The organism is Pseudomonas sp. 9.2(2024) (assembly GCF_039695385.1).
Lineage (GTDB): Bacteria > Pseudomonadota > Gammaproteobacteria > Pseudomonadales > Pseudomonadaceae > Aquipseudomonas > Aquipseudomonas paraglycinae.
Genome location: NZ_CP155585.1, coordinates 395,941 through 417,783, shown reverse-complemented (window position 1 = coordinate 417,783; position 21,843 = coordinate 395,941). Strand labels below are relative to the sequence as shown.

Annotated in this window: 13 protein-coding genes and 1 pseudogene; 7 read left to right on the top strand and 7 right to left on the bottom strand. The window is 62.1% G+C overall.

The features are described from left to right. Positions 1-9 precede the first annotated feature (9 nt). The 3 genes and pseudogenes from ABFB52_RS01820 to ABFB52_RS01810 form a co-directional block, all read right to left on the bottom strand. Positions 10-6,395: pseudogene (locus ABFB52_RS01820) on the bottom strand (Ig-like domain-containing protein). 55 nt (positions 6,396-6,450) lie between these two features. Further along, positions 6,451-7,296, bottom strand: coding sequence for a sulfotransferase (locus tag ABFB52_RS01815; protein ID WP_011331872.1), 846 nt, complete (start codon positions 7,294-7,296; stop codon positions 6,451-6,453). Between the two features lie 137 nt (positions 7,297-7,433). Beyond that, on the bottom strand, positions 7,434-9,029 hold the full coding sequence (locus ABFB52_RS01810) for a glycosyltransferase family 39 protein (protein WP_129973975.1): 1,596 nt from the start codon (positions 9,027-9,029) through the stop codon (positions 7,434-7,436). Between the two features lie 240 nt (positions 9,030-9,269). On the opposite strand from ABFB52_RS01810, the gene ABFB52_RS01805 reads away from it, so the two are divergent. From ABFB52_RS01805 to ABFB52_RS01775, 7 genes are all read left to right on the top strand, one after another. After that, positions 9,270-9,857, top strand: coding sequence for a tail fiber protein (locus tag ABFB52_RS01805; RefSeq protein WP_129973976.1), 588 nt, complete (start codon positions 9,270-9,272; stop codon positions 9,855-9,857). A gap of 56 nt (positions 9,858-9,913) precedes the next feature. Then, positions 9,914-10,225 carry a hypothetical protein gene (locus ABFB52_RS01800; protein WP_011331869.1) on the top strand — a complete coding sequence of 104 codons (312 nt, stop codon included), beginning with the start codon at positions 9,914-9,916 and terminating at the stop codon, positions 10,223-10,225. A 160-nt stretch (positions 10,226-10,385) separates the two neighbouring features. Then, a complete protein-coding gene (locus ABFB52_RS01795) occupies positions 10,386-12,455 on the top strand; it encodes a type VI secretion system tip protein VgrG (RefSeq protein WP_129973977.1) in 2,070 nt (689 codons plus the stop codon). Beyond that, positions 12,452-13,300 carry a DUF4123 domain-containing protein gene (locus ABFB52_RS01790; protein WP_129973978.1) on the top strand — a complete coding sequence of 283 codons (849 nt, stop codon included), beginning with the start codon at positions 12,452-12,454 and terminating at the stop codon, positions 13,298-13,300. The genes ABFB52_RS01795 and ABFB52_RS01790 overlap by 4 nt, the downstream gene beginning before the upstream one ends. Further along, positions 13,297-14,070, top strand: a complete 774-nt coding sequence (locus ABFB52_RS01785; RefSeq protein WP_129973979.1) for a hypothetical protein — start codon at positions 13,297-13,299, stop codon at positions 14,068-14,070. The genes ABFB52_RS01790 and ABFB52_RS01785 overlap by 4 nt, the downstream gene beginning before the upstream one ends. Positions 14,071-14,082: 12 nt before the next feature. Further along, a complete protein-coding gene (locus ABFB52_RS01780; RefSeq protein ID WP_219733687.1) occupies positions 14,083-14,910 on the top strand; it encodes a hypothetical protein in 828 nt (275 codons plus the stop codon). Between the two features lie 12 nt (positions 14,911-14,922). After that, the gene (locus ABFB52_RS01775) at positions 14,923-17,109 is read left to right on the top strand and encodes a lipase family protein (RefSeq protein WP_102688566.1); all 2,187 of its coding nucleotides are present in this window, start codon (positions 14,923-14,925) and stop codon (positions 17,107-17,109) included. Between the two features lies 1 nt (position 17,110). Here the strand turns inward: ABFB52_RS01775 and ABFB52_RS01770 are convergent, their stop codons facing one another. Genes ABFB52_RS01770 through ABFB52_RS01755 form a run of 4 tightly spaced genes read right to left on the bottom strand, consistent with a single transcriptional unit; the run spans position 17,111 to position 21,806 of the window. Next, the gene (locus tag ABFB52_RS01770; RefSeq protein WP_102688565.1) at positions 17,111-17,608 is read right to left on the bottom strand and encodes a GNAT family N-acetyltransferase; all 498 of its coding nucleotides are present in this window, start codon (positions 17,606-17,608) and stop codon (positions 17,111-17,113) included. Positions 17,609-17,613: 5 nt separating this feature from the next. Continuing rightward, complete coding sequence (locus ABFB52_RS01765) at positions 17,614-19,710, bottom strand: biotin/lipoyl-binding protein (RefSeq protein ID WP_129973980.1); 2,097 nt, start codon at positions 19,708-19,710, stop codon at positions 17,614-17,616. Beyond that, positions 19,711-21,030 (bottom strand): HlyD family efflux transporter periplasmic adaptor subunit, encoded by a 1,320-nt coding sequence (locus ABFB52_RS01760; RefSeq protein ID WP_129973981.1) that lies wholly within the window; start codon positions 21,028-21,030, stop codon positions 19,711-19,713. It abuts the gene before it with no gap. Then, positions 21,027-21,806: an efflux RND transporter periplasmic adaptor subunit gene (locus ABFB52_RS01755; RefSeq protein ID WP_085748527.1), complete on the bottom strand. Its 780-nt coding sequence runs from the start codon at positions 21,804-21,806 to the stop codon at positions 21,027-21,029. The genes ABFB52_RS01760 and ABFB52_RS01755 overlap by 4 nt, the downstream gene beginning before the upstream one ends. Positions 21,807-21,843 lie beyond the last annotated feature (37 nt).

Here is a 21,843-nt window from a genome sequence, read left to right as displayed (position 1 = left end):
TGTGTGTTGTCAGGCCGGCATTTCGCTGATGCCGACCTGTTGCAGTGCTGCCGCCAGGTTGTCGACCCGGTGCTGCTCGCTGTCCTTGATCTGTTGCAGTTGCTGGCCCAGGGTCGGCGCGCCGAACACACCGCGCAGGCCCTGGGAAATATCGCCGCCCTTGATCGAATGACGGTCGAAGGCATTCAGCGAATCGCGCTCGGTGCTGCTGTCCTGATTGAACAGGCTCGACAGCGTGCTGCTGCCGAACACCCCGCCATCACCGCCACCAAACCCGAGGAAGCCATGACCGGAACCGTCACCCAGGTTGTCGCTGCTGCTGAAAACCTGGGCAATGAAGCTCGGGCTCAATGCACCGCGGTTGATGAAAATATCCCCCAGCGGACGGATGCCGTTGCCGATCACCCGTTGCTCGAACAACGGCGCGAAAGTCAGCGGTGAACCGAGGTCGCCAGTGGGCGCGGTGAAGACGATCGGCTGCAGCGGAACGTTCGGCGGTGGCGGCGGCGCGACCGGATCGCTGCTGCGGAACTCCGGATCCGGTGTCACCACGATCAACGGAGTAGTCGGTGTCACAGGAGGCACAGGCACCGTGTTGATCACGTAATTGCCGGAACTGCTGACGCTGCTGCCGCTGTTGCCCGACAGGTCGCTGACCCCGGCGGTGTTGATGCTGATCGCATTGCTGGCGCTGTTGACGTTGGCGTTCGGCGTCAGGGTCGCGGTCCAGGTCTTGCCACCGTCGCTGCTGCTCAGGTTGGACAGAGTGCCGTTGGCTACGCTGAGGTCCGACAGGTCGAAACCGCTCACCGCTTCGTTGAAGGTGATGGTCACCTGCGAAGTCTGACCGACGCCCAGGTTCGGATTGGCGATCACCACCGTCGCGGTCGGCCGTTCGCTGTCGAGGGCGTAGTTGTTCGACACCGCGACCGTGCTGCCGGCGTTGCCCGCAAGGTCGGTGACGTTGCTGGTGTCCAGCGCGATGAAGTTGCTCGGGTCGGTGACATTCGCGGTCGGCGTGAAAGTCGCGGTCCAGGTCTTGCCGCCGTCACTGCTGGTCAGGTTGCTGAGGTCACCGTTGGTCACGCTCAGGTCGGACAGGTCGAAATTGCTCACCGCCTCGCTGAAGGTGAAGGTCACCGTGGTGCTCTGGCCGATGCCCAGATTCGGATTGGCGACCACGATGTTCACCGTCGGCCGGGTCGCGTCGAGGATGTAGTTGTTGGAGATGGCGATGCTCGCCCCGAGGTTGCCCGCCAGGTCCTGGACGCCTCCAGTGTCGATCAGGATCAGGTTGGTCGGATCGTTGACGTTGGCTGTCGGCGTGAAGGTTGCGGTCCAGGTCACGCCGCCGTCGCTGCTGCTCAGGTTTGACAACGAACCGTTGGCGACGCTGATGTCCGCCAGATCGAACCCGATCACCGCTTCGTTGAAGGTGAAGGTCACGGTGGTGGTTTCACCGATACCGAGGCGGTTATCGGCAACCACAATGGTGGCGGTTGGCAGCGCGGTGTCGATGGCGAAGTTGTTGGAATCGGTGGTGCCGATACCGCTGTTGCCTGAGACGTTGGTCACTCCGGCATTGTTCAGGCTGATCAGGTTTGTGGCGTCAGTGACATTGGCAGTCGGGGTGAACGTCGCGGTCCAGGTGATGCCGCCGTCACTGCTGCTGACGTTGCTCAGCGTGCCGTTGGCGATGGTCAGGTCACTGTTGTCGAACCCGCTGACCGCTTCGCTGAAAGTGATGGTCACCAGCGAGGTTTCCCCGGCCTTGAGCGCAGGGTCGGCTACCACGATGGTGGCAGTCGGCACCTGGGTCTGCACTTGGTAATTGGCCGAGTTGGTGGTGCCAGTGCCGGTGTTGCCGGCCAGGTCGGTGATACCGGTGTTGTTCAGGACAATCAGGTTGGTCAGGTCGCTGACACCGATGTTCGGCGTGAAGGTGGCCGTCCAGGTGAGGCCGCCGTCGCTCGACGAGACATTGCTCAGCGTGCCGTTGGCGACGCTCAGGTCAGAGTTGTCGAAACCGGTCACCGCCTCGCTGAAGGTGATGGTCACCAGCGCGGTTTCGCCGGGACGCAGGTCAATGTCGCTCATGACGATGGTCGCCGTCGGACGCTGACTGTCGACCGCATAGTTGTTGGAATCGGTGGTGCCGCTGCCGGCGTTGCCTGCCAGGTCGGTGATGCCGGTGTTATCCAGGGTGATCAGGTTGGTGGTATCGGTGATGCCCGCCGCCGGCGTGAACGTCGCCGTCCAGGTGATGCCGCCGTCGCTGCTGCTGACCGCGCTCAGCGTACCGTTGGCGATCGTCAGGTCGGCGTTGGTGAAACCGGTCACGGCTTCGCTGAAGGTGATGGTCACCAGGCTGGTCTGGCCGACGCCGAGCGCCGTGTCGGCGACCACGATGGTGGCGGTCGGACGCACCGTGTCGATTGAATAGTTGTTCGAATCGGTGGTGCCGCTGCCGGTATTGCCCGACAGGTTCTGCACGCCAGTGTTGTCCAGCGTGATCAGGTTGGTGGCGTCGGTGATGTTGGTGGTCGGCGTGAACGTGGCCGTCCAGGTAATGCCGCCGTCGCTGCTGCTGACCGCGCTGAGCGTGCCGTTGGCGATGGTCAGGTCGGCGTTGGTGAAACCGGTCACGGCCTCACTGAAGGTGATGGTCACCAGCGAGGTTTCGCCGATTTTCAGGCTGGAGTCCGCCACGACAATGGTCGCGGTCGGCACCACGGTGTCGATGGTGTAGTTATTGGAGTTGGTCGTGCCGCTGCCGGTGTTGCCCGAAAGGTCGGCGATGCCGGTATTGGCCAGGGTGATCAGGTTGGTCGCGTCATTGACGCCCACGTTCGGCGTGAACGTCGCAGTCCAGGTGATGCCGCCGTCACTGCTGCTCACGGCGGTCAGCGTACCGTTGGCAATCGTCAGGTCGGCGTTGGTGAAACCGCTGACCGCTTCGCTGAAGGTGATGGTCACCAGCGAGGTTTCGCCGGCAGTGAGGTTGCTGTCGGCCACCACGATGGTCGCGGTTGGCCGCACCGTATCGATCGCATAATTGTTCGAATCGGTGGTGCCGCTACCGGCGTTGCCCGCCAGGTCGACGATGCCGGTGTTGTCCAGGGTGATCAGGTTGGTGGTATCGGTGATGCTGGCGCTCGGGGTGAACGTCGCCGTCCAGGTGATGCCGCCGTCGCTGCTGCTGACTGCGCTCAAGGTGCCGTTGGCAATCGTCAGATCGGCATTGGTGAAACCGCTGACCGCTTCGCTGAAAGTGATGGTCACCAGCGAGGTTTCACCGATCCGCAGGTTGTTGTCGGCCACCACGATGGTCGCGGTCGGGCGCACGGTATCGATGGCGTAGTTGTTGGAGTCGGTGGTGCCGCTGCCGGCGTTGCCGTTCAGATCAGCGATGCCGGTGTTGTTCAGCGTGATCAGGTTGGTCGCGTCGGTGATGCTGGCGGTCGGCGTGAATGTCGCCGTCCAGGTAATGCCGCCGTCGCTGCTGCTCACGGCAGTCAGCGTGCCGTTGGCAATGGTCAGGTCGGCGTTGGTGAAACCGGTGATCGCTTCGCTGAAGGTGATGGTTACCAGCGAGGTTTCGCCGATTTTCAGCGCGGTGTCTGCGACCACAATGGTCGCGGTCGGACGCGCGGTGTCGATCGCGTAATTGTTGGAATTGGTGGTGCCACTGCCGGCGTTGCCGGCGAGATCGACAACCCCGGTGTTATCCAGGGTGACCAGGTTGGTGGTGTCGGTAATGTTGGTGGTCGGCGTCAGCATGGCGGTCCAGGTGATGCCGCCGTCACTGCTGCTCAAACCGCTCAGGGTCCCGTTGGCCACGGTCAGGTCGGCGGTGGTGAAGCCGCTGACCGCTTCGCTGAAGGTGATGGTCACCAGCGAGGTTTCACCGGCCGCCAGATTGGTGTCGGCCACCACAATGGTTGCCGTCGGCCGCACGGTATCGATCGCATAATTGACCGAATCGGTGGTGCCGGTGCCGGCGTTACCGGCAAGGTCGGCGATACCGGTGTTGTCCAGGGTAATCAGGTTGGTGGTATCGCTGATGCTGGCGCTCGGGGTGAACGTTCCGGTCCAGGTGATGCCGCCGTCGCTGCTGCTCACTGCGCTCAACGTGCCGTTGGCGATAGACAGATCGGCGTTGGTGAAACCGGTCACTGCTTCACTGAAGGTGAAAGTCACCAGCGACGTATCGCCGATCTTCAACGCCGTATCGGACATCACGATGGTCACGGTCGGCCGCGCGGTGTCGATGGCGTAGTTGACGGAGTTGGTCGTACCGACACCCGCCACGCCGTCGTTGATCGCGGTCACCCCGGTGTTGTCGAGGGTGATCAGGTTGGTGCTGTCGGTAATGTTGTTGGTCGGCGTGAAGGTCGCCGTCCAGGTCAGGCCGCCGTCGCTGCTGCTTACTGATGTCAGCGTGCCGTTGGCAATCGTCAGGTCGGCGTTGGTGAACCCGGTCACCGCCCGGCTGAAGGTGATGGTCACCAGCGAGGTTTCGCCGATTTTCAGGGCCGTGTCGGCCATCACGATAGTCGCGGTCGGCGGCTCCACGTAGGCGGTGTTGAGCGTGCCGCCGTTGTTGTAGATCGCCGAGACAGCGGCCGGTGAAGTACCGTTTGTGCCACCACCCGATGCCGTACCACCGGCACCGCTGCCTGCGGCGTTGCCGCTGATGGCGGCGAAGTTGGCCGCCGTGATAAGCACCGTGCCGCCCTGGTTCCAGATGGCGCCGACGCCGCGCCCGGCGATGCCGCCGTTGGAAGCATTGCTGCCCAGTCCGCCGCCACCACCACCGCCGCCCCCCGCACCGAGGTTGTTGCTGATGACCGAGGTGCCGACGATTTTCAGCGTGCCGGTGGAAGCATTGTAAATGCCACCGGCGGCATTGCCGCCGGCGCCGCCGACCTTGTCCCAGCCTGCGCCGCCACCGCCGCCGCCAATGGAAATCGTGCCGTTGGTGGCCGTGCCGCCATTGCCGCCGTTGCTGTAGTAGGACACCCCCAGCCCGCCGGCACCGCCCGTGCTGCTGCCCCCGCGCCCCCCATGTGCGTCGCGTCGTAGCCACCGCCGTAACCGCCGACGCCGCCGCTGCCGGCCTGCCCGCCAAGGGTGCCGGTGCCCGGTCCGGCCGTGCCACCATGACCGCCACCCTGACCGCCAATCCCGCCGCCACCGCCGCCACCGCCGCCGTAGTACGCACTGGTGACCCCTCCGCCGCCACCACCACCGGCTGCCGCGTTGCTGGTCACCGTAACGTTGTTCAAAGTGAGGATACCGGCGTTGAAAATCCCCCCGCCCATGGCACCGGTTGCGCCGTAGCCGCCATTACCGCCGTTGCCCGAAACCAGGCCACGGGTAATGACCAGACCATCCAGGGTCACCGTGCTGCCGGAGGTGATTTCCACCACTCGGGTCCGGTATTGGCCATCGAGCGTGACGTCGGCAACCCCGTCATTGTTCAGGTCACCATCGACGGTGATGTTCTTGTTGATCAGCAATTCCGAGGTGAGCTGCACCGTCATCCCGGAGCTGAAGGTCACGATGTCGCCGTTCTGCGCCGACGCCAGCGCTGCGCGCAGCGAGCCGACCCCGGTGTTGGCATTGTTGGTGGCGGTCCAGGTGGCCAGGCCCCACTGGTATTCGCTCATCGCCTGGGTCGACAGCACGTTGGCACTTTCGATGGTGCCGGTGGCGATCTCCAGATCCCAGTCGCCGCCCAAGCCCGTGCGGTTGCTGGAGGCGGCCACGTCGCGGCCGGTCAGCTGCGCCAGCGAGTCGACGAAGCTCAGGCCACGATCCCCTTCGGCGGTGTAACAGCCGTAGATCAGGATGTCGCCGCCAGCGTTCATGTCCTTGCCGATTTCCGCCAGGATCGCGCTGCGCTGGGCAACGTTGTCGGCCGACAGATAACTGTTGCCCAGCCACAGGTCACCGGCATTGCCGTGGGCAATGATCTGCACCGAGCTCACGCCCTGATGCTGGTCGAGATAATCGGCGATCTGCTGCAAACCGTCCTTGCCGGCATCGAGCTTGACCACTTGCGTGCCGGGGGCCACGCCCTTGAGCAGGCTGTCGGCATCCTTGACCCGGGAATCGACGAACACCACGCTCTGCCCCGGCACGGCTACCGGGCTGGCGGCGGGCGTAGCATCGGCCTGGCCATGGGTGTCCTTGCTGGCGCTCGGGTGGTCGGCGACCGGCGCTTTCGCGGCATCGGCGGTGGCATGGCTGTCAGCCTGGGCGGCGGTGTCGGCGACGGTGGCCGCGACGGCGCCGTCGAACAGCATGCGCGGTTCGAGCGACATGATCATGGGCGCCGCCAGCGTCCGTTGGCCTTCGGTAACCCGCGACTTCTGCTTGCTCCACCACATGTTGCTCACCCGGACTCGAACACAGTTGTTGACGCATCAATGAAAAACGCCGCGATCAACTGATCGCGGCGTCGGACTTCATACGAATGACATTGGCAGCGCTGGCTGAGCCATCGAGCCAGAAGGACAGATCGGCGTATTGCTTGAACAGGTCCGGCGGCAGGATCGTACGCCGCGACTGCAGGGCGACCTTGGGTTTGACCTTGTGCAGGCCAGCCACACCGAGGGCCTGGTCGAACTCTGGCGCGTCATAGGCCAGGTGCTCGAAATCGTGCTCGAACCAGGGTTCGCCGATGAAGTCGTAGACCAGCCGCAGCACCCGCTCCGGGGCTTGGGTCAGCAGGTCGTAATCGACGATCAGCAGCGAATCGGCGTGCTCGCCGTAATAGGCTTCCTTGAGCGCCGCCCAGGCAAAACCCACCAGGCGATTGCGCTGGGCCAGGGTTTCGCAGCGGCTGTAGACCGTGTTGCGCTCGACCGCATCGCCGAACAGCTTGGTGTTTTCGAAAGGATTGGCGCGGTACAGCCGCTCCAGGCTGTCCATCACCCAGGCGACGTTGCGCACACAGGCGATGACCTTGGCTTGCGGGAACAGGTCGTTGATGGCCGGCAGTCGCGCAGACCACTGGCGGTTGGTGTCGAATACAACCGGTTTGTCGGCCTTGTCGGCGTAATAGGAATCGAACAGACCGCGCAAAAGGCGGCGGCGCATGTCGGTGTCGATCACCGCGCCGAATTCGCTGCCGGCACTGCATTGTTCAAGGACACCGGAGAACAGCGCGCCGACCGGACTGGTCATGCCGGCATGAAAGCGAGGGTTCTGCAGGAGGATCGCAGAAAGGAGGGTAGAACCTGAGCGCGGCAAGCCGGAGATAAAGTGGAACTGCTGCAATCCCTTCACCGTATTTGTAAGTCCTTTTGTCTGATGAGCGTAATCCAACAATACCCATTCGACTAGTAGTGTTTTGATATCAGAAAAGAGCAAAACGGACTTAAAAACATCGTATTTATCGCGAATAAAATGGTGAAGCGTTTAAGTCAGTTCTCTCCCGATCCATCGGGCGTCTGCACCGAGAAAAGTCGCGCTTTCGCCCCGCCCGCGTGCACCTGATCCCGCAGTTGCCAGGTCGCAGGCAAGGGCAGAAATGGATCGGATACTTCCATGTCCAGATCACCGATCAACCAGACCCGGGCACTGTCCTTCGGCAGGTCGCCCAACCGATCAAGGTAGACCTCATCGGACACCAGCGTGCCGAAACCGTAATGGTTCGGGCGAGTCGAGCGCCCTTCGGCAGTGGGCGGCGTAAACAGCCGGACTTGAGCCTCAGTGCGGTTGTAATAGACGTAACTGAGGTACCAGAGCATGTCGCTGGTGACGATCCGGTCGCCGCTGGCGAAGTGGCGGTTGACGTAATCGACCATGACGTTGAACTGGTCGTTGCGGTCGACCGTGGCGTTGTTGTTCACCCCGATCATCTCGACCCCGACCAGCGACAGCAGCACCGCCATCGCCAGCACGCGCACGCTGCTGTAGAGCCGGTCGATGGCCAGCGCCGCCAGCATCGGCAGCCCCAGCGCGTAGGCAGTCAGGTAACGCTCGATGAACATCGGCGTAATGAAAGACACGGCGAACACCAGCAACAACGGCATGCCGGTGTAGACCGCCAGCAGCACGCTGCCATGGTTCACGCTGCGATCACGGGCAACGGCGACCCCCGCCAGCACCAGCAAAGCCAGGGGCACACCGCCGAACAGCAGCAACGGGAGATGTTCGCCCTCGTCCTGAATCAACCAGAGCCAGATCATCGACGGCAGCGAAGACAGGGTCACCGGATCTTCCCAGCCCACATCGCCGCCGGCCTTGAGCGCGTCCATGTGTTGCAGCAGATCGATCAGGTTCGGTAGCCACGGCAGGTAGAGCACGACGATGGCGAGATTGGCCAGCCACCAATCCTTGCGCTGGAGATGCTTCAGGCGATAACCCGGCAACAGGCGGATCAACCCCAGATACAGCCAATGGCTCAGCGCCGCCAGCACGGCGAAATAGTGGGTGTACAACGCCGCCGTCATCAGCAGCGCATAGATCAGCAGATAGCGGTGACGATGCGGTCGCCTGATCCACTTGACCAGCACCAGCGTCGCACCGATCAGCAGCAAACCCAGCAACGCATACATACGCACTTCCTGGCTGTAGCGCACCGCCGTCGGCAGCAGCGCCAGCAACACCCCTGCGATGATCGCCGCGCGGCGAGTGGCCAGCCGGTCGACCAGGCTCACGCCGAGTCCGACCGTGGCGATGCCGGCCAGTGCGCTGAAGCTGCGAATGGCCAGGAGGCCGTCGCCGAACACGCCGATCCAGCCGTGCAGCAGCATGAAATACAGCGGCGGATGCACATCGAACGCGGCATGCGTCCAGATCCCGCCCGGCGAATAGCGCGCCAGCAGCAGGCTCGAACCTTCATCGCCCCAGATCGCGGCAGCCGTCAGGTCATAAAAACGCACCACGGTGGCCAGCAGCAGGATCGGTATCAACCAGTGCTCGCGCGCCCAGCGCAACAGGCGCCGGACACCGGCATTCGGTGCGGCGAACGGATCTTGAGTATCTCCCAGCGGTGTCTCGCGAAGGACCTCCATCAACCTCCCCTCAGCGTTTTTGCGAACACAATTGCGTCATCAACTGCCAACACTGTAGGCCAGCACCGCAGTCGACGCGCGGCCACGACGACGTCCGGCAAGTCCGTCGATCCGGGTCTACGCTACGGCGTGGCGTGACCTGCCCGCGCAAAAGGAAGGAGTCAGCACAACGTTTCGACCGGCCCGACAACAAGGGCGACCGCGCGGCGCGCCGACCACACAACAGAAGGATGAGGAACCATGGAAGTCTTTATGGGTACGATTCAACCGTTCGCCTTCAACTTCGCCCCGAGTGGCTGGGCCTTGTGCAACGGGCAAATCCTGGGCATCTCGCAATACCAGGCGCTGTTCGCCTTGCTGGGCACTTACTACGGCGGCAATGGCACGACCAACTTTCAACTGCCCAACCTGCAAGGTCGCGTGCCCGTCGCACAAGGCACCGGACTGGGCCTGACGCCGCGCGTCATCGGTGAGGTGTACGGCACAGAAAGCGTCACCGCCACCATCGCCAACATGCCCAATCACACCCACGCCATGACCGGCCTGACGGCCAACACCGCCCTTTCGCTGGCAGTACCCGCCAGCAATCCGGCGACTGTGCCCACCGCCACCAATTCGTACATCGGCGCGTCCGGCGGCGGCCCTGGTTCGGCGAATATCTATTCCGACGCCCAAGGTGCCACACCGGTACCGCTCAAGGGTGTGACCACCACCGTTACCGGAGACATTTCCTCCACTGGCGGCAGTCAGCCAATGCAGGTCTTGAACCCGGCCCTGGTCCTTAACTTCAGCATTGCCCTGAACGGTCTGTTCCCGTCGCGCAACTGAGTAAACGCCGGGGGCTTGATGGCCCCCGGCCGTTCTTTTTTCAATGGAGTCAAACCATGCTGCAAGCGGTGCAGATCCAACATGTCCAGCCGTTGCTGGGGCAGCAACGCACGCTTTACCTGCCCGATGGCACGGCCTTGCCGATTCGGATCGAATACCTTGATGAGGTTCCCGCGGCGAAAACCCGCTACAGCGAACGCATGCCCTTCTGCTTGGAATTCAACAGCCTGGTGCCGACCGAGTTTGTCGACGGTTTATGCGCGCTGGACTTGCCGGAACTCGGTCGGGTAGAGGACATCTTCGTGTCGCGGGTGCCGGCGCTGGGGCGGGATCCGCAGTTGGGGTATTTCTGCATTTCGTTCAACTGATTCGCCACTCTGAAAATCTTGTAGGGCGATTCCGTAGGATGCGGCTAAAGCCCTTGTAATCCGGGCTTTTAAACCGAATGAATTGGGAAACGTCCGACATAAATTCGCGGTTCATCTTGTTAGCGTTGTTCCGAATCTGTCACAGGACAAGGAACAACGGATGTTCAATGCCAATGCTCGTTTGCGCCTCATCACCGACGCCTTTAAACACGACCTGCAGGTGCTGTCCTTCACCGGCACCGAATCCATCAGCCAGCCTTACTCCTTCGACGTCAAACTGGTCAGCCCGAGACCGGACATCGATCTTCCCGGCCTCATGCACCGGCAGGCTTTTCTGGCCTTCGATGACCACGGCCATGGCGTTCATGGACAGATCCAGCACATCGGAAGGGACGATATCGGGTACCGGCTGACGCAATACCACCTGACCCTCGCGCCATGTCTGACGAATCTGGGCCATCGTTTCAATCAGCGGGTTTTTCAGCACCTGAGCGTTGCGCAAATCATCGGGCAGATTCTTCAGGAACATGGCATTCACGCGGATGGCTACCTGTTCCAGATCGGCCAGGCCCTGCCGGATCGTGAATATTGCGTGCAGTACAACGAATCCGACCTGCACTTCATCCAGCGCCTGTGCCAGGAAGACGGCCTGCACTACCACTTCCGCCACAGCCTCGACAGGCACCTGCTGGTGTTCGGCGACGACCAGACCGTGTTTCCCAGGCTCGCCCGACCGACCCCGTTCAAACCGCGCAACGCGATGGTGGCCGACCGGCCGGTGATCCACCGTTTAGACTGCGGGCTCAATACCCGCACCAGTCGCGCCAGTCGGCGCGCCTACGATTTCGAAAGGGCGCGCATCGTGCTGGAGTCCGACGCGCGGATACCGAACGAGAACTGTCAGCCTGATCTGGAGGATTACGCCTATCCGGGGCGAGTCCTCGACCGGGAGCACGGCAAACTGCTCGCCCGACGAATCCTGGAACGTCATCGCAGCGATGAGCGCGTAGCTCAGGGTGACAGCGACGAACCGGCGCTGGTGTCGGGGCATTTCCTGTCGTTGTCAGAACACCCCGACCCCGCATTGAACGACCTTTGGCTGCTCACCGAAATCGAACACGAAGGCCAACAGCCTCAGGTGCTCGAAGAAAGCGGCAGCGACATCGCCGTGAGCGATAAAAGCGACTTCGTCCAGGGCTACCGCAACCATTTCGAAGCCACACCGTGGGATGCGATCTATCGCCCGCCGTTGCGCTACGACAAACCTTCCATCGGCTGTACCCAGACCGCCGTGGTCACCGGGCCGGAAGGCGAAGACATCCATTGCGACAGTTACGGCCGGGTCAAGGTGCAGTTTTTCTGGGACCGCGAAGGCCGGCACAACGACAAGAGCAGTTGCTGGTTGCGGACCACCACGAACTGGGCCGGCAACGCCCATGGCAGCGTGATCATTCCGCGCGTGGGCATGGAGGTGCTGGTGACGTTTCTCAACGGTGATCCCGACCATCCGGTGATCAGCGGTTGCCTGGCCAACAGCGCCAACCCGGTGCCCTATGAATTGCCGGCGCACAAGACCCGCAGCGTGTTCCGGTCCCGCAGCACGCCCGACAGCAATGGCTTCAATGAGCTGATGATCGAAGACCGCGCCGGTCAGGAACTGATCTATCTGCGCGCCCAGCGCGATCTGCAGCAGAAGATCGAGCACGACAGTCACCTGGATATCGGCAACCAGCGCCGGGAAACCATCAAGGGCAACAGCGTCAGCGTGCTCCACGCAGAAGAGCAACGCACCATTACCGGTGATCGCAAGACCCATCTCAAGGCCAGCGACTACCTGCACGTCAGCCAGAACAGCCACACCCGGATCGGTCTGTCGCTGACGGTCGAAGCTGCCGGGCAGGTGTGTTTGAGCGCTGGCGAGCATCTGGTACTGGAGGCCGGAAAAAGCATCAGCCTGAAGGTCGGTGGCGAGCATTTTGTGCTTGATCACGGTGGTCTTTTCGGTAGCAGCGACCTGCTGATCGGCGGCGCACCGGCGGCCTTTCTACGCGCGCCGATTCTGCTGCCCGACAGCGTTGAAGACCTGGCGCCATCGACGCCTCTGCCGCCACTGGTAGCTCCCTCGCAAACCGCCTTGATGGCTGACAGCAAAACGCTGGGTGCAGATTTCTGCCCGATCTGCGAGGCCTGTCGAGGAGGAGCGTGCCTGATCGAGGGAGCCGCCGCATGAGCCAATCCTTTGTGCCGCACTGGCTGATCGAGCAACACCGGGCGGATCGCCTCCTGTGCCTGGTACTCGACTCGCAGAACGAACGCGACATGCGCCAGCGCTGGCTGAAAAGCAGCCGTTACGAGCAGTACGCCAGCGTCTACGGTGAAACCGTGGTCGCCGAACTGGCGGACACCGGCCCGTTCCTGTTCACCTTCGACCAGCCCGACGACCGTCGCCTCGACGCCCTGCTCGACAGGCCCGACAGCCATTGGGGCTGGCTCGCCAGCCTGGGCAAAGGCGAGTTGAAGACGTGGATCAGGCACTGGCAGGAACGGATGCTCGTCGGCACCCGTCCGCATCAGGCGCTGTACCGCTTCCACGACAACCGGGTGCTGGCCCGGGCGCTGGAACATCTGCCGGTCGAGGCGCTACCGGCGTATCTCGGGCCGGCGATCAGCGTGTGTTACTGGCAGGGCTCGCATTGGCAAAGCACCGACAACCCAGCGCCCGGCACCAATCCGCTGCCGGACTCGCCGCCATGGCTGCACCTGCCGATGCCCGATCAGCCCGCCATGGAGATTCGTCTGGCCAATGCCCACCGTTTTCTGCTGGCCGAGCATGTGCAGGCCTACGCCGGGCTGGCGGGCTCGCAGGACCCGCACATCTGGCTACGCGAGCGACTGGCACAGGCCGAAGCCTGGGGCTGGCTGGCGCCGGAGCGGCTGGAATTTCTGCTGATCCAGAGCCTGCAAACCCCGACCCTCGCGCCTCATTGGCAACCCCGACCGGACGAAACGCCGGATGAGCACTTTGATCGGGTTTACCTGCTTTCGAAGAGCTGGAGCGGGGAGATGCCTTCATGAAGATTCAGCTCAGGACCATCGCCCTTATCGGCGTTTTCGCGGCACTGGGGGGCTGCCAAGGCAAACAGCCGAATACCTTCAAATTCACAGCCGATCTACCACCGGGGTTTGCCTACGTCGCAGTGATTCATTACGTACCCGAGAAAGGCCAGACCTGCACCCTCGACAGGCGCCACAACCTTGCGCCGGTGTTCAACAGCAAGTGGCGCACGGACTACAAGCCTGATGCCGAGATCACGATTCGCAAGATTGTTAAGGGGTGTCCGTTGGTCGTGAGGCGAATCGAGCTGGAGATCAACTCGAGCTATGGCAAAACACGGGGCGACTTCAGTGGTGACGAAGCCATGGTTTTCATCCGCGATGATCTGGAGGAGCGGTTCAAAGGCGTATTCAACGAGGCCGGTGAAAGCACCTTCCAAGGTCAGTGCGAGTGGTGGTTTCGCACCTCGGGCAAACCGCGAATTCTAAGAAAAATCCTGGATTGCAGAACGGTCGATGCCCAAGGAGCACGCGCCTACGGGAAGACCTTCGGGGCTTTTAACCCTGATCAACTGCCGGGCAAAACGGTGAGGATGAAGATTACTTTGGCAGAGGAAGAGAAACCCGGATGGGGGGATACGTGGGTGAAAGTTCCGAATGGCTGGAAGCGATGCCTGGGTGATGGATATGACGATCCGCATGCCTATTGCAACGGCAATTACACCGATTTCAGCACATTCAAAATGCCTGATGGCCGAGTCTGCACCATTTATCCGGGCTGTACGGAATAAGGAGGTTTCGCCATGACATCAATTCAAAAGGAGCTGCAATCTCCAACACTGACCTCCCCGACGATTGGACTCGCGCTGCGCAGTGCGACTTTGGTTGTTTGCCTTGCCCTCATCGCTGGGTGCAAAACCCAACCGGCAAATACATTCACTTTCACGGCAGAGCTACCGCCAGGGTTCGCCTATGAAGCCCTCGCAGAGTATGAGCCGATCAATAGTAGTGAAAACTGCAGAGCCATAGACCTCCGCAAAACAGCCAACAGATACAACAGGAATTGGCGAGAAACGTACGAGCCGGTTTCCGAAATCGCCATCCGCAAGACCATCAATGGTTGCCCGATGGTAATACGTCGAATTGATCTGGACATCAGAGCCGCCTACGGGAAGGACTGGAGCGACATTAGCGCTGATAGTGCAGCTGTTGTTATACGGTCGGAATTGGACGATCGCTACAAAGGCACTTTTAACCATAAAGGTCTAAGCATTTTCTACGGCCAATGTCAGTGGCTTTTTCGCACCTCAGGTAAGCCGAGGATCCTGCGAAAAATACTCGACTGCAAGGAAACCGATGCTCAGGGCACTCCACAGCCGGGGCGCCCGTTTGCGGCATACACCCACGATCAACTTCCAGGCACAACCGTGAGGATGAAAATCAAAGTAGCAAGGGAAGAACAACCTTACTTCAGGGACACCTGGGTAAATTTTCCAAATGGCTGGAAGCGATGCTTAGGCGACAACTTTGAGGATCAGTACGCCTTTTGTTATGGCAACTACACCGACTTCAGCACTTTCACAATGCCGGATGGCCGAGTCTGCACCATTTATCCAAGTTGCACTGAGTAAGGAGGTTTCACGATGGAATCAATTGAAAAGGATCTGCCGTCGCCGTTAGGCGGCCGCATGCTGACATGTCCTGCCGGTGGCAAATGGACAAGTTTTCAACTCATCGATGAGTTTTACTCGGGTGAGCCCTATGCTGGATTGGCCTATGTCGCCACTGATTCGGAAGGCCATAAATACATAGGACGTCTGGATGCAGCGGGCAAGGGCAGAGTGGACTATCACTTTGCGGGGCCTATATCGTTGCTATTTGATCAATCGTATGAAGGAAAGGAACAGCTCTACTCAAGTTTGCAAAGCAGGCGACATTACCCCCTAAAAATAACCGAACTTCAGGTACGCGCCGAAAAAACTCGTTATCTGAACCGGAATGCCACCCGCACACGGGAACGACCCGAGATTGCTGACGGTGCAGACTACTTTCAAGTCGAAGTCCGTCACCTGGTCAGATATGCCTCGCATCTGCCACCCGAGGTGTATCGCGATTACCCTCTCGACTCCGGCTGTGCAGCCATCATGCGCGAACACGGCAAACTGGGTGTCGCTCTGATGCCACAACGTCACACTGTTCTTGAAGTGCGCCCGTTACGCGCGTTGCGACCGATGTTATCCACAGCTCCGCAATTCTGTGCACTCAATCTGTACCAGCTCTCATTGATGGCAACCTTGAGCTACTGCCCCTTCGGTCAGAAGCCAGAAAGTGCTCCCATCAAAGAAAATCGAGTGACCTTTCCTTTGCAACCCAGCGTAGGCAATTGGTTTGGCGACGCCTTGGCCAAGTCCGACGAACTATGGAAAGTCGACTCGAATCAAATCAAAGCCTATTACCCTCTGTACGAAGACGTGCCGTATTCCAAACGCCTGGAAATCGTTCCATTCGACTCGGATCTGTACGAAGTGAATGACCCGAAGAGGATCGAGTCGCAAGAACATCCAGCCAAGGTTCACTTCCTTGATGACAGAAGCGAAGGAAATGAGGCTACCGACACCCAAGCCTTCATCACCCACAACGACGAACTGATCCTGATCGCCGTTCGCGGCACCGCCGAGATCGTCGCCGATGGGTTACGCGATGCCGATGCCTTGCAGGTGCCGTTTGCGGAAGGCGAAGGCCAGGTACATCGAGGTTTCTATGAAGCGGCCAAAAAAGCTGGCGCATTCGCCGTCAATTACCTCGAAAAGTTCTACACCGGCCAAACACTCCTGATCTGCGGCCACAGCCTCGGTGGCGCAATCACGCTGCTGCTGGCCGAAATGCTCCGCCGTAGGCCTGAGGGCTACAAAATCCAGCTCTACACCTACGGCGCCCCCCGCGCCGGCGACGCGGATTTCGTTAAGGGTGCAGCCGATCTCGTGCATCACCGCATGGTCAACCACAACGACCCGGTGCCCAGCGTGCCCGGCAGCTGGATGAACACCAAGGCCGATATCTACGGCACCGGGGCAGCGCTGACCTTCGTGAATGTCCCGCTCGGTCTGTCGGTGTTCGTCGCGGGCATCACCAACTGGACCGGGGAAGCCTACGACCACCACGGCCGTTTGCGACACGCCATGCCGGTGGAGTTCGGCCGCCAGCAGGTGTCGTCAATCCTCTGGGAGCCGGGCTGCGACACCATCACCCAGCACGCAGCCTGTGACGTGGCGATCCGGCAGCGGCACGGCCTGCCGGATCGGCCGACGTTGCTCAAGCAGATCTTCGACGCCGGGCACCATTCGATGACCGGGGCTTACATCCCGGCGTGCTGGGCGGTGTTGCGGCGTTGGCAGGAGGCACAGGAGTCAAACCGCACGCTGGTTACCGAGCGAGAATTCGCGCTGGTTGAGACAGCGCTGCAGCGCATCACCGATCAGTTGCGCCGCCAGCGCAGCAATTTGCCGGGACGGCCGGACAGCTATGTGCGCAGCCGGAAAAACATCGTCGAAGCGCTCAATCATGAAATCGAGAACATCCGCACGACCCGCGAACGGCTGGCCAGTCTGCGGCACCGGCGCCTGACGACCACGGATGTTTATGGATCGCTGGCAGAACAACCGGAACGTCTGGCCGAAAGCCTGCCGCGCTGGCAGCTGCACCGGGAAAACCAGGCAGAAGAACAGCTCGCCATGGCACCTGACGCCGCCGAGGATGACCCGCTGCTGGTAACGCTCTACGGTCACAGAATTGGCGCGCCCCACACTTTCGACATTGACTCGATCATCTGACTCAAGCCTGTGGATACCACACCAGCCGCTCCGCCGCCGGGTTGCGCTCCTCCACCGCAAAACCCAGCGCCAGGTAGTGCTGGCGCGCATGGGGGTTGTTGGCCCAGACCACCGTCGCCACCGGGCAGCGCACTTGCTGCGCGGCTTTTTGCACGCCTTGCAGCACGGTTCGTCCGTAACCTTTGCCCCGGGCCTGTGGAATGAACGCGAGGTACAACACGCGGATTTCATTGACGCCGAAATCGGTGCTGAGTGCGCCGATGGCCGTGCCGAGTTTTTCTACGATGTAGTGCATGGCGTTGGGATGGTTTTCCCCCATGCCCTGCTCCTGCACCTGAAACTGCTGGGCGACGATTTGCTGCACTTGCTCCTGCTCGCCGTCGATCCATTGCAGATCCGGCCGCGCCGATTGATAGAGGCTGTGCAGAAATGGCCCGTCCGACGCCCGCGAAGGCCGCACCACCAATCCGTCCGCCGCCAGGTTGTCCGTCATCTTCATGCTCCCTAGAAACCGCTTTCCCTGACCCCCAGCGCCGCCATCCGGCGCCAGGCCACGCCGAGCACCGATTCGCCGCTGCCCTGCAACACCACCACGCCGCGCAGCGGCTGCACCGGGGTCGGTGCCTGATCCAGCGTAGTCAAACGCACGCCGTATTGCGCCTGCACCGGTTCCGCCCGTTGCTGCTGATCGCGGCGCACGGCAATCGGCCCGTGGTGATCGGAAGTCAGCGCTTCCTGATCGACATAGGCCACACCGTTGGTGTCGATTTCATTGAGTTGCACCGCGATGGCGGCATGCATCGGGTCGTCGGCGATAAACCGCCCGGTGGCACCGGGCTTGACCCGCCACAGTTCGGCTTCGGCCAGGTAACCACGCAGTCGCGTGCCGTCCTCGACCACCCGCGCCAGCGCATCCTTGCTCGACAGCCAGCGGCCCGGCGTCAGGTTCGGCAGCAGGTCACGCACGGTGCCGGCATGGGGTGCGCGTAACTGCAGGCGTTCGCGTTGGGCGGTCAGGCCACGGTATTCCGCCACCGCTTCGGCGAGACGCTGCTCGACGATACCCGCGTCGGCAGCGGTTTCACTGCGGCCGGCCTGACGGCGCATCAGCAATTGCTGGATGCGGATTTCCCGGCGAACGATGGCCTGCCGCGAATCGAGATCGGGTGATTCCAGCTCGATCAGCACGTCGCCCTGAGCCACGGTCTGACCATCCTCGACCTTCACGGCTTTGACCCGCGCCGCCGTCGGTGCGTGCAAGGCACTGGCGCGACCGCCCTCGAGCATCGTCGGCAATTCCACCGAACTGCGCCACGGCACGATCAGCACCAGCAACAAGCCGAGTACCGCCAGGCTGCTGAGCAACACCCGAGGGCCGTGAGCCTGTTCGCGGCGGCTCCACCACTGGCGCCACTCACTCATGATCGGCAGGAAGATAAACCACACCAGTTCCACCAGCATCAGGAAGATCCCCAATACCTTGAAGAACAGGTGATAGACCGCCAGCGCGATCCCGAAAAACAACGCCGCACGCCATAACCACGAGCCATACCCCCAGATCAGCAAACGCCGCTGCATCGTCGGCGACCAAGGCTCCGGCGCCGGCGCGCCATAGCCGAACAAGAACTCACGCAGGCGCCAGCGGCAAAAGGCAAAGGCCCGGCCCTGAAGGTTGTCGACCTCCCAAAAATCGCTGAGCAGAAAGTAGCCATCAAATCGCATGAACGGGTTGAGATTGACCACCAGCGTGGTGATCCAGGTCGCGCTGGCGAGCATGAACGCCGCCGTGCGACCGGGCCCGTCCGGCAGGAACGACCAGACCAGCAGCGCGATGCTCGCCAGCAGTAATTCCGCCAGCACCCCACCGGCACCGATCAGCAGTCGCGCGCTTCGATCATTGACCCGCCAGGCATCGCTGACATCGGTGTAGAACATCGGCAGCAAGACCATGAACGCCACGCCCATGCTTTGCACCCGACACCCGGCGCGCTTGGCCATGAACGCATGACCGAACTCGTGACAGAGCTTGGCGAAGAACAGCGAGATGCCGAACGCGATCGCGCCGCCGAGGCTGAACAGGTGCGGAAAGGTGCCGACGAACCGCTGCCAGTCCCGCGACACCAGAAACACCCCGAGCGCCAGCGTCGCCGGCAGACCGTAGCGCAAAACCTTCGGACCGAAGCGCTCCAGCCACGGCCAGGCACGGTTGAGAAAAGCGTCCGGGCGCCACAGTGGAATGCGGAAGAACAGGTATTGATGCAGCAGGATTTTCCACAGGCTCTGGCGTTGTACGAGGGCCTTGAGCCGATAACTGGCGCGCTGTTGCTCGTCGAGGGCACTGATCAGATCGTGACCGCGCAGGAACTCCAGCAGTTGCGCCAGCTCGTTGCCGTCCAGAGGCAACCCCGGTTCACGGTTGGCGGCGCGCAGCACTTGTTCGGGATCGCCCAGCGACCAGTGGCGCAACAGGCGCATGGCCGCCGTGCCGAGTTTGAAGTAGCGCCCGCGCACCGGGTCGGCCAGGGTCCAGCGCGGCGAACCGTCCAATGCCGGCGCCGCGGGCGACAATTGCAGGTCGGCACGCAGGCTCGGCAGGGTCATTTAAAGGCCTACGCTCTGGCGCAGCCCGGCGAGCGGACGCCGCAGCAGGTACAGGGCCAGCGGCGCGCGGTCGCCGAAAATTTTGGCGGTGCCGCGCAGGCCGATGCGCGGCGGTGCGTCGGCGAAATTGGCGTCCAGCCGATAGGCCAACTGGCCGCCGGCGGTGGGCTGCGCCTCGTAGGCCGAACGTTCGAGGGTGGCGAGGTGACGTTGCAACGGGTCGCTGTCGAGAAACAGCGCGACTTCGGCGCCCGGCTCCAGCGAAATCGCATCGCCCACGGCCAGTTCGATACGCAGTTCGGCCTGGCTCGGGTCGGCGATTTCCATCAGCCGTTCGCCGGTCTGCACCGGTTTGCCGGTCCAGCGCTCGGCATCGGCGAACACCGCAATGCCGTCGCGCTCGGCACGCACTTCGCTGCGGTTGAGCAGTTCGCGGGCGTAGTCGCGTTCGGCGCGTTTCTGTTCGGCGCGGGCGGCCAGCAGGTCGACCCGGGAGCTGGATTCGGCATCAACGAACGAGCGCTGGGAATTGGCTTTGAGTTCCGCTTCGGCAACCCCGAGCGCACGCTCGGCGACATCGGCCTGAGCCTTCAGCGTCGTGCTTTCAAAACGCAGCAACAGGTCGCCGGTTTTCACGCTCTGGTTGGGTTTGACCAGAAACTCGGCGATCACCCCGTCCAGCGGTGCGGCGACAACGCGCCCGCCCTGAGGCACCACTTCGGCGGGCGCCAGCACCGACTGGCGCACCGGGATCAACAGCCCGAGCAACAACACGGCGACCAGCGCCACCTGGCGTTTACGGGTCCAGCGCAGCCGCCAAGGTTTTCGCGGTTGCAACGCCAGCCAGGCATGGCTGTAGGTGTCGCCCAGTTGCGACAGCAGCACTTGCTCGGAAGGGTTCCACGGCAGATCACGGGCCAGCCACAAACCGCCGAACACCTGACCCTGACGGTCGATCAGCGGCAACCAGAACACTTGCATGGCCGACAGGCTGCGCCAATCGGCCTGAATCGATTCGCCGACCATTTCCGGCGTGATCACCCGCGCCTGTTTCAGCACATCCTGCTTGAACAACTGCGCCACAGCCTGCTCGACGAACGCCACGAACGGCGCATTCGGCTCCACCGCGCTGACCCCGGTCACCGCCTGCACCTTGCCGGCAATCAACAGCGCCGCATGGCGAAAACCGAACAGCGACTGGCCGTCATTGACCAGGCTGTAGGCCAGTTGCGAAATGTCTTGGGCCGCGCGGGTCTGCCGTTCGAGATCGAGAAACCGCGCGAACACTTGCTCGGCGGCGCCGCTCACCGGGGCGTTCACTTAAGCTCCGGAAAACGCGCGGTGCCGCTCATACCGGCGAGCAAGCCTTTGGCTTCGGGGAGTGTTGCGACCAGCAACAGGGTCTGACTGCCCTCATCGATCCGCGCACCGAGGCGTTTGACCGTGGCGTCGATGGCCTGACCGGTTTCATCGGGCACGAAGCTGAACGACTGACCGGGCTTGAGCCTGGCCATCCAGCGCGACGGCACCAGCAGATGGATTTCCAGGGTGCGGTTGTCGACCACATCGAGCAGCGGCGCACCGGCCGGCACGCTTTCATAACGCTGCACCTTGCGCTCGACCACTTGCCCGTCGAATGGCGCAACCACGCTGCAGCGTTTGACCTGGACTTGATAAACCTGAGATTGCGCCTGGGTCTCGCTGACCTTGGCTTCGGCCCGGGCCACTTCGAAACGCCCGACGGAATTGAGCGCCGCCAGTTGCCGGTTGTGCGCCAGCTCTTCACCGGCGCCACGGCTGGCGGCTTGCGCGGCGTTCAACTGGGCCTGATAGGCCGAACAGTCGAACCGCGCCAGGGTATCGCCCTTCTTGAACGACTCGCCCTCGCTGAACGGCAACTCGATAATCCGCCCCGACAACTCACTGGCCAGCGTCGCCTGATCCCGCGCCCGCAACACCCCGCGCGCTTCACTGCTGGCCGACGCATTCGCCGCCCCGCCGTTATCCAGCAGCGGATCGTCTGGCGCGGGCGTTTGAGCCTGAACTGCACACGTTACAAAGGTCAATCCGACAACCCAACCACGAAAACGCCGCATAACCGTTACTCCCTGACGGATGCTCGGAGTCTACGAC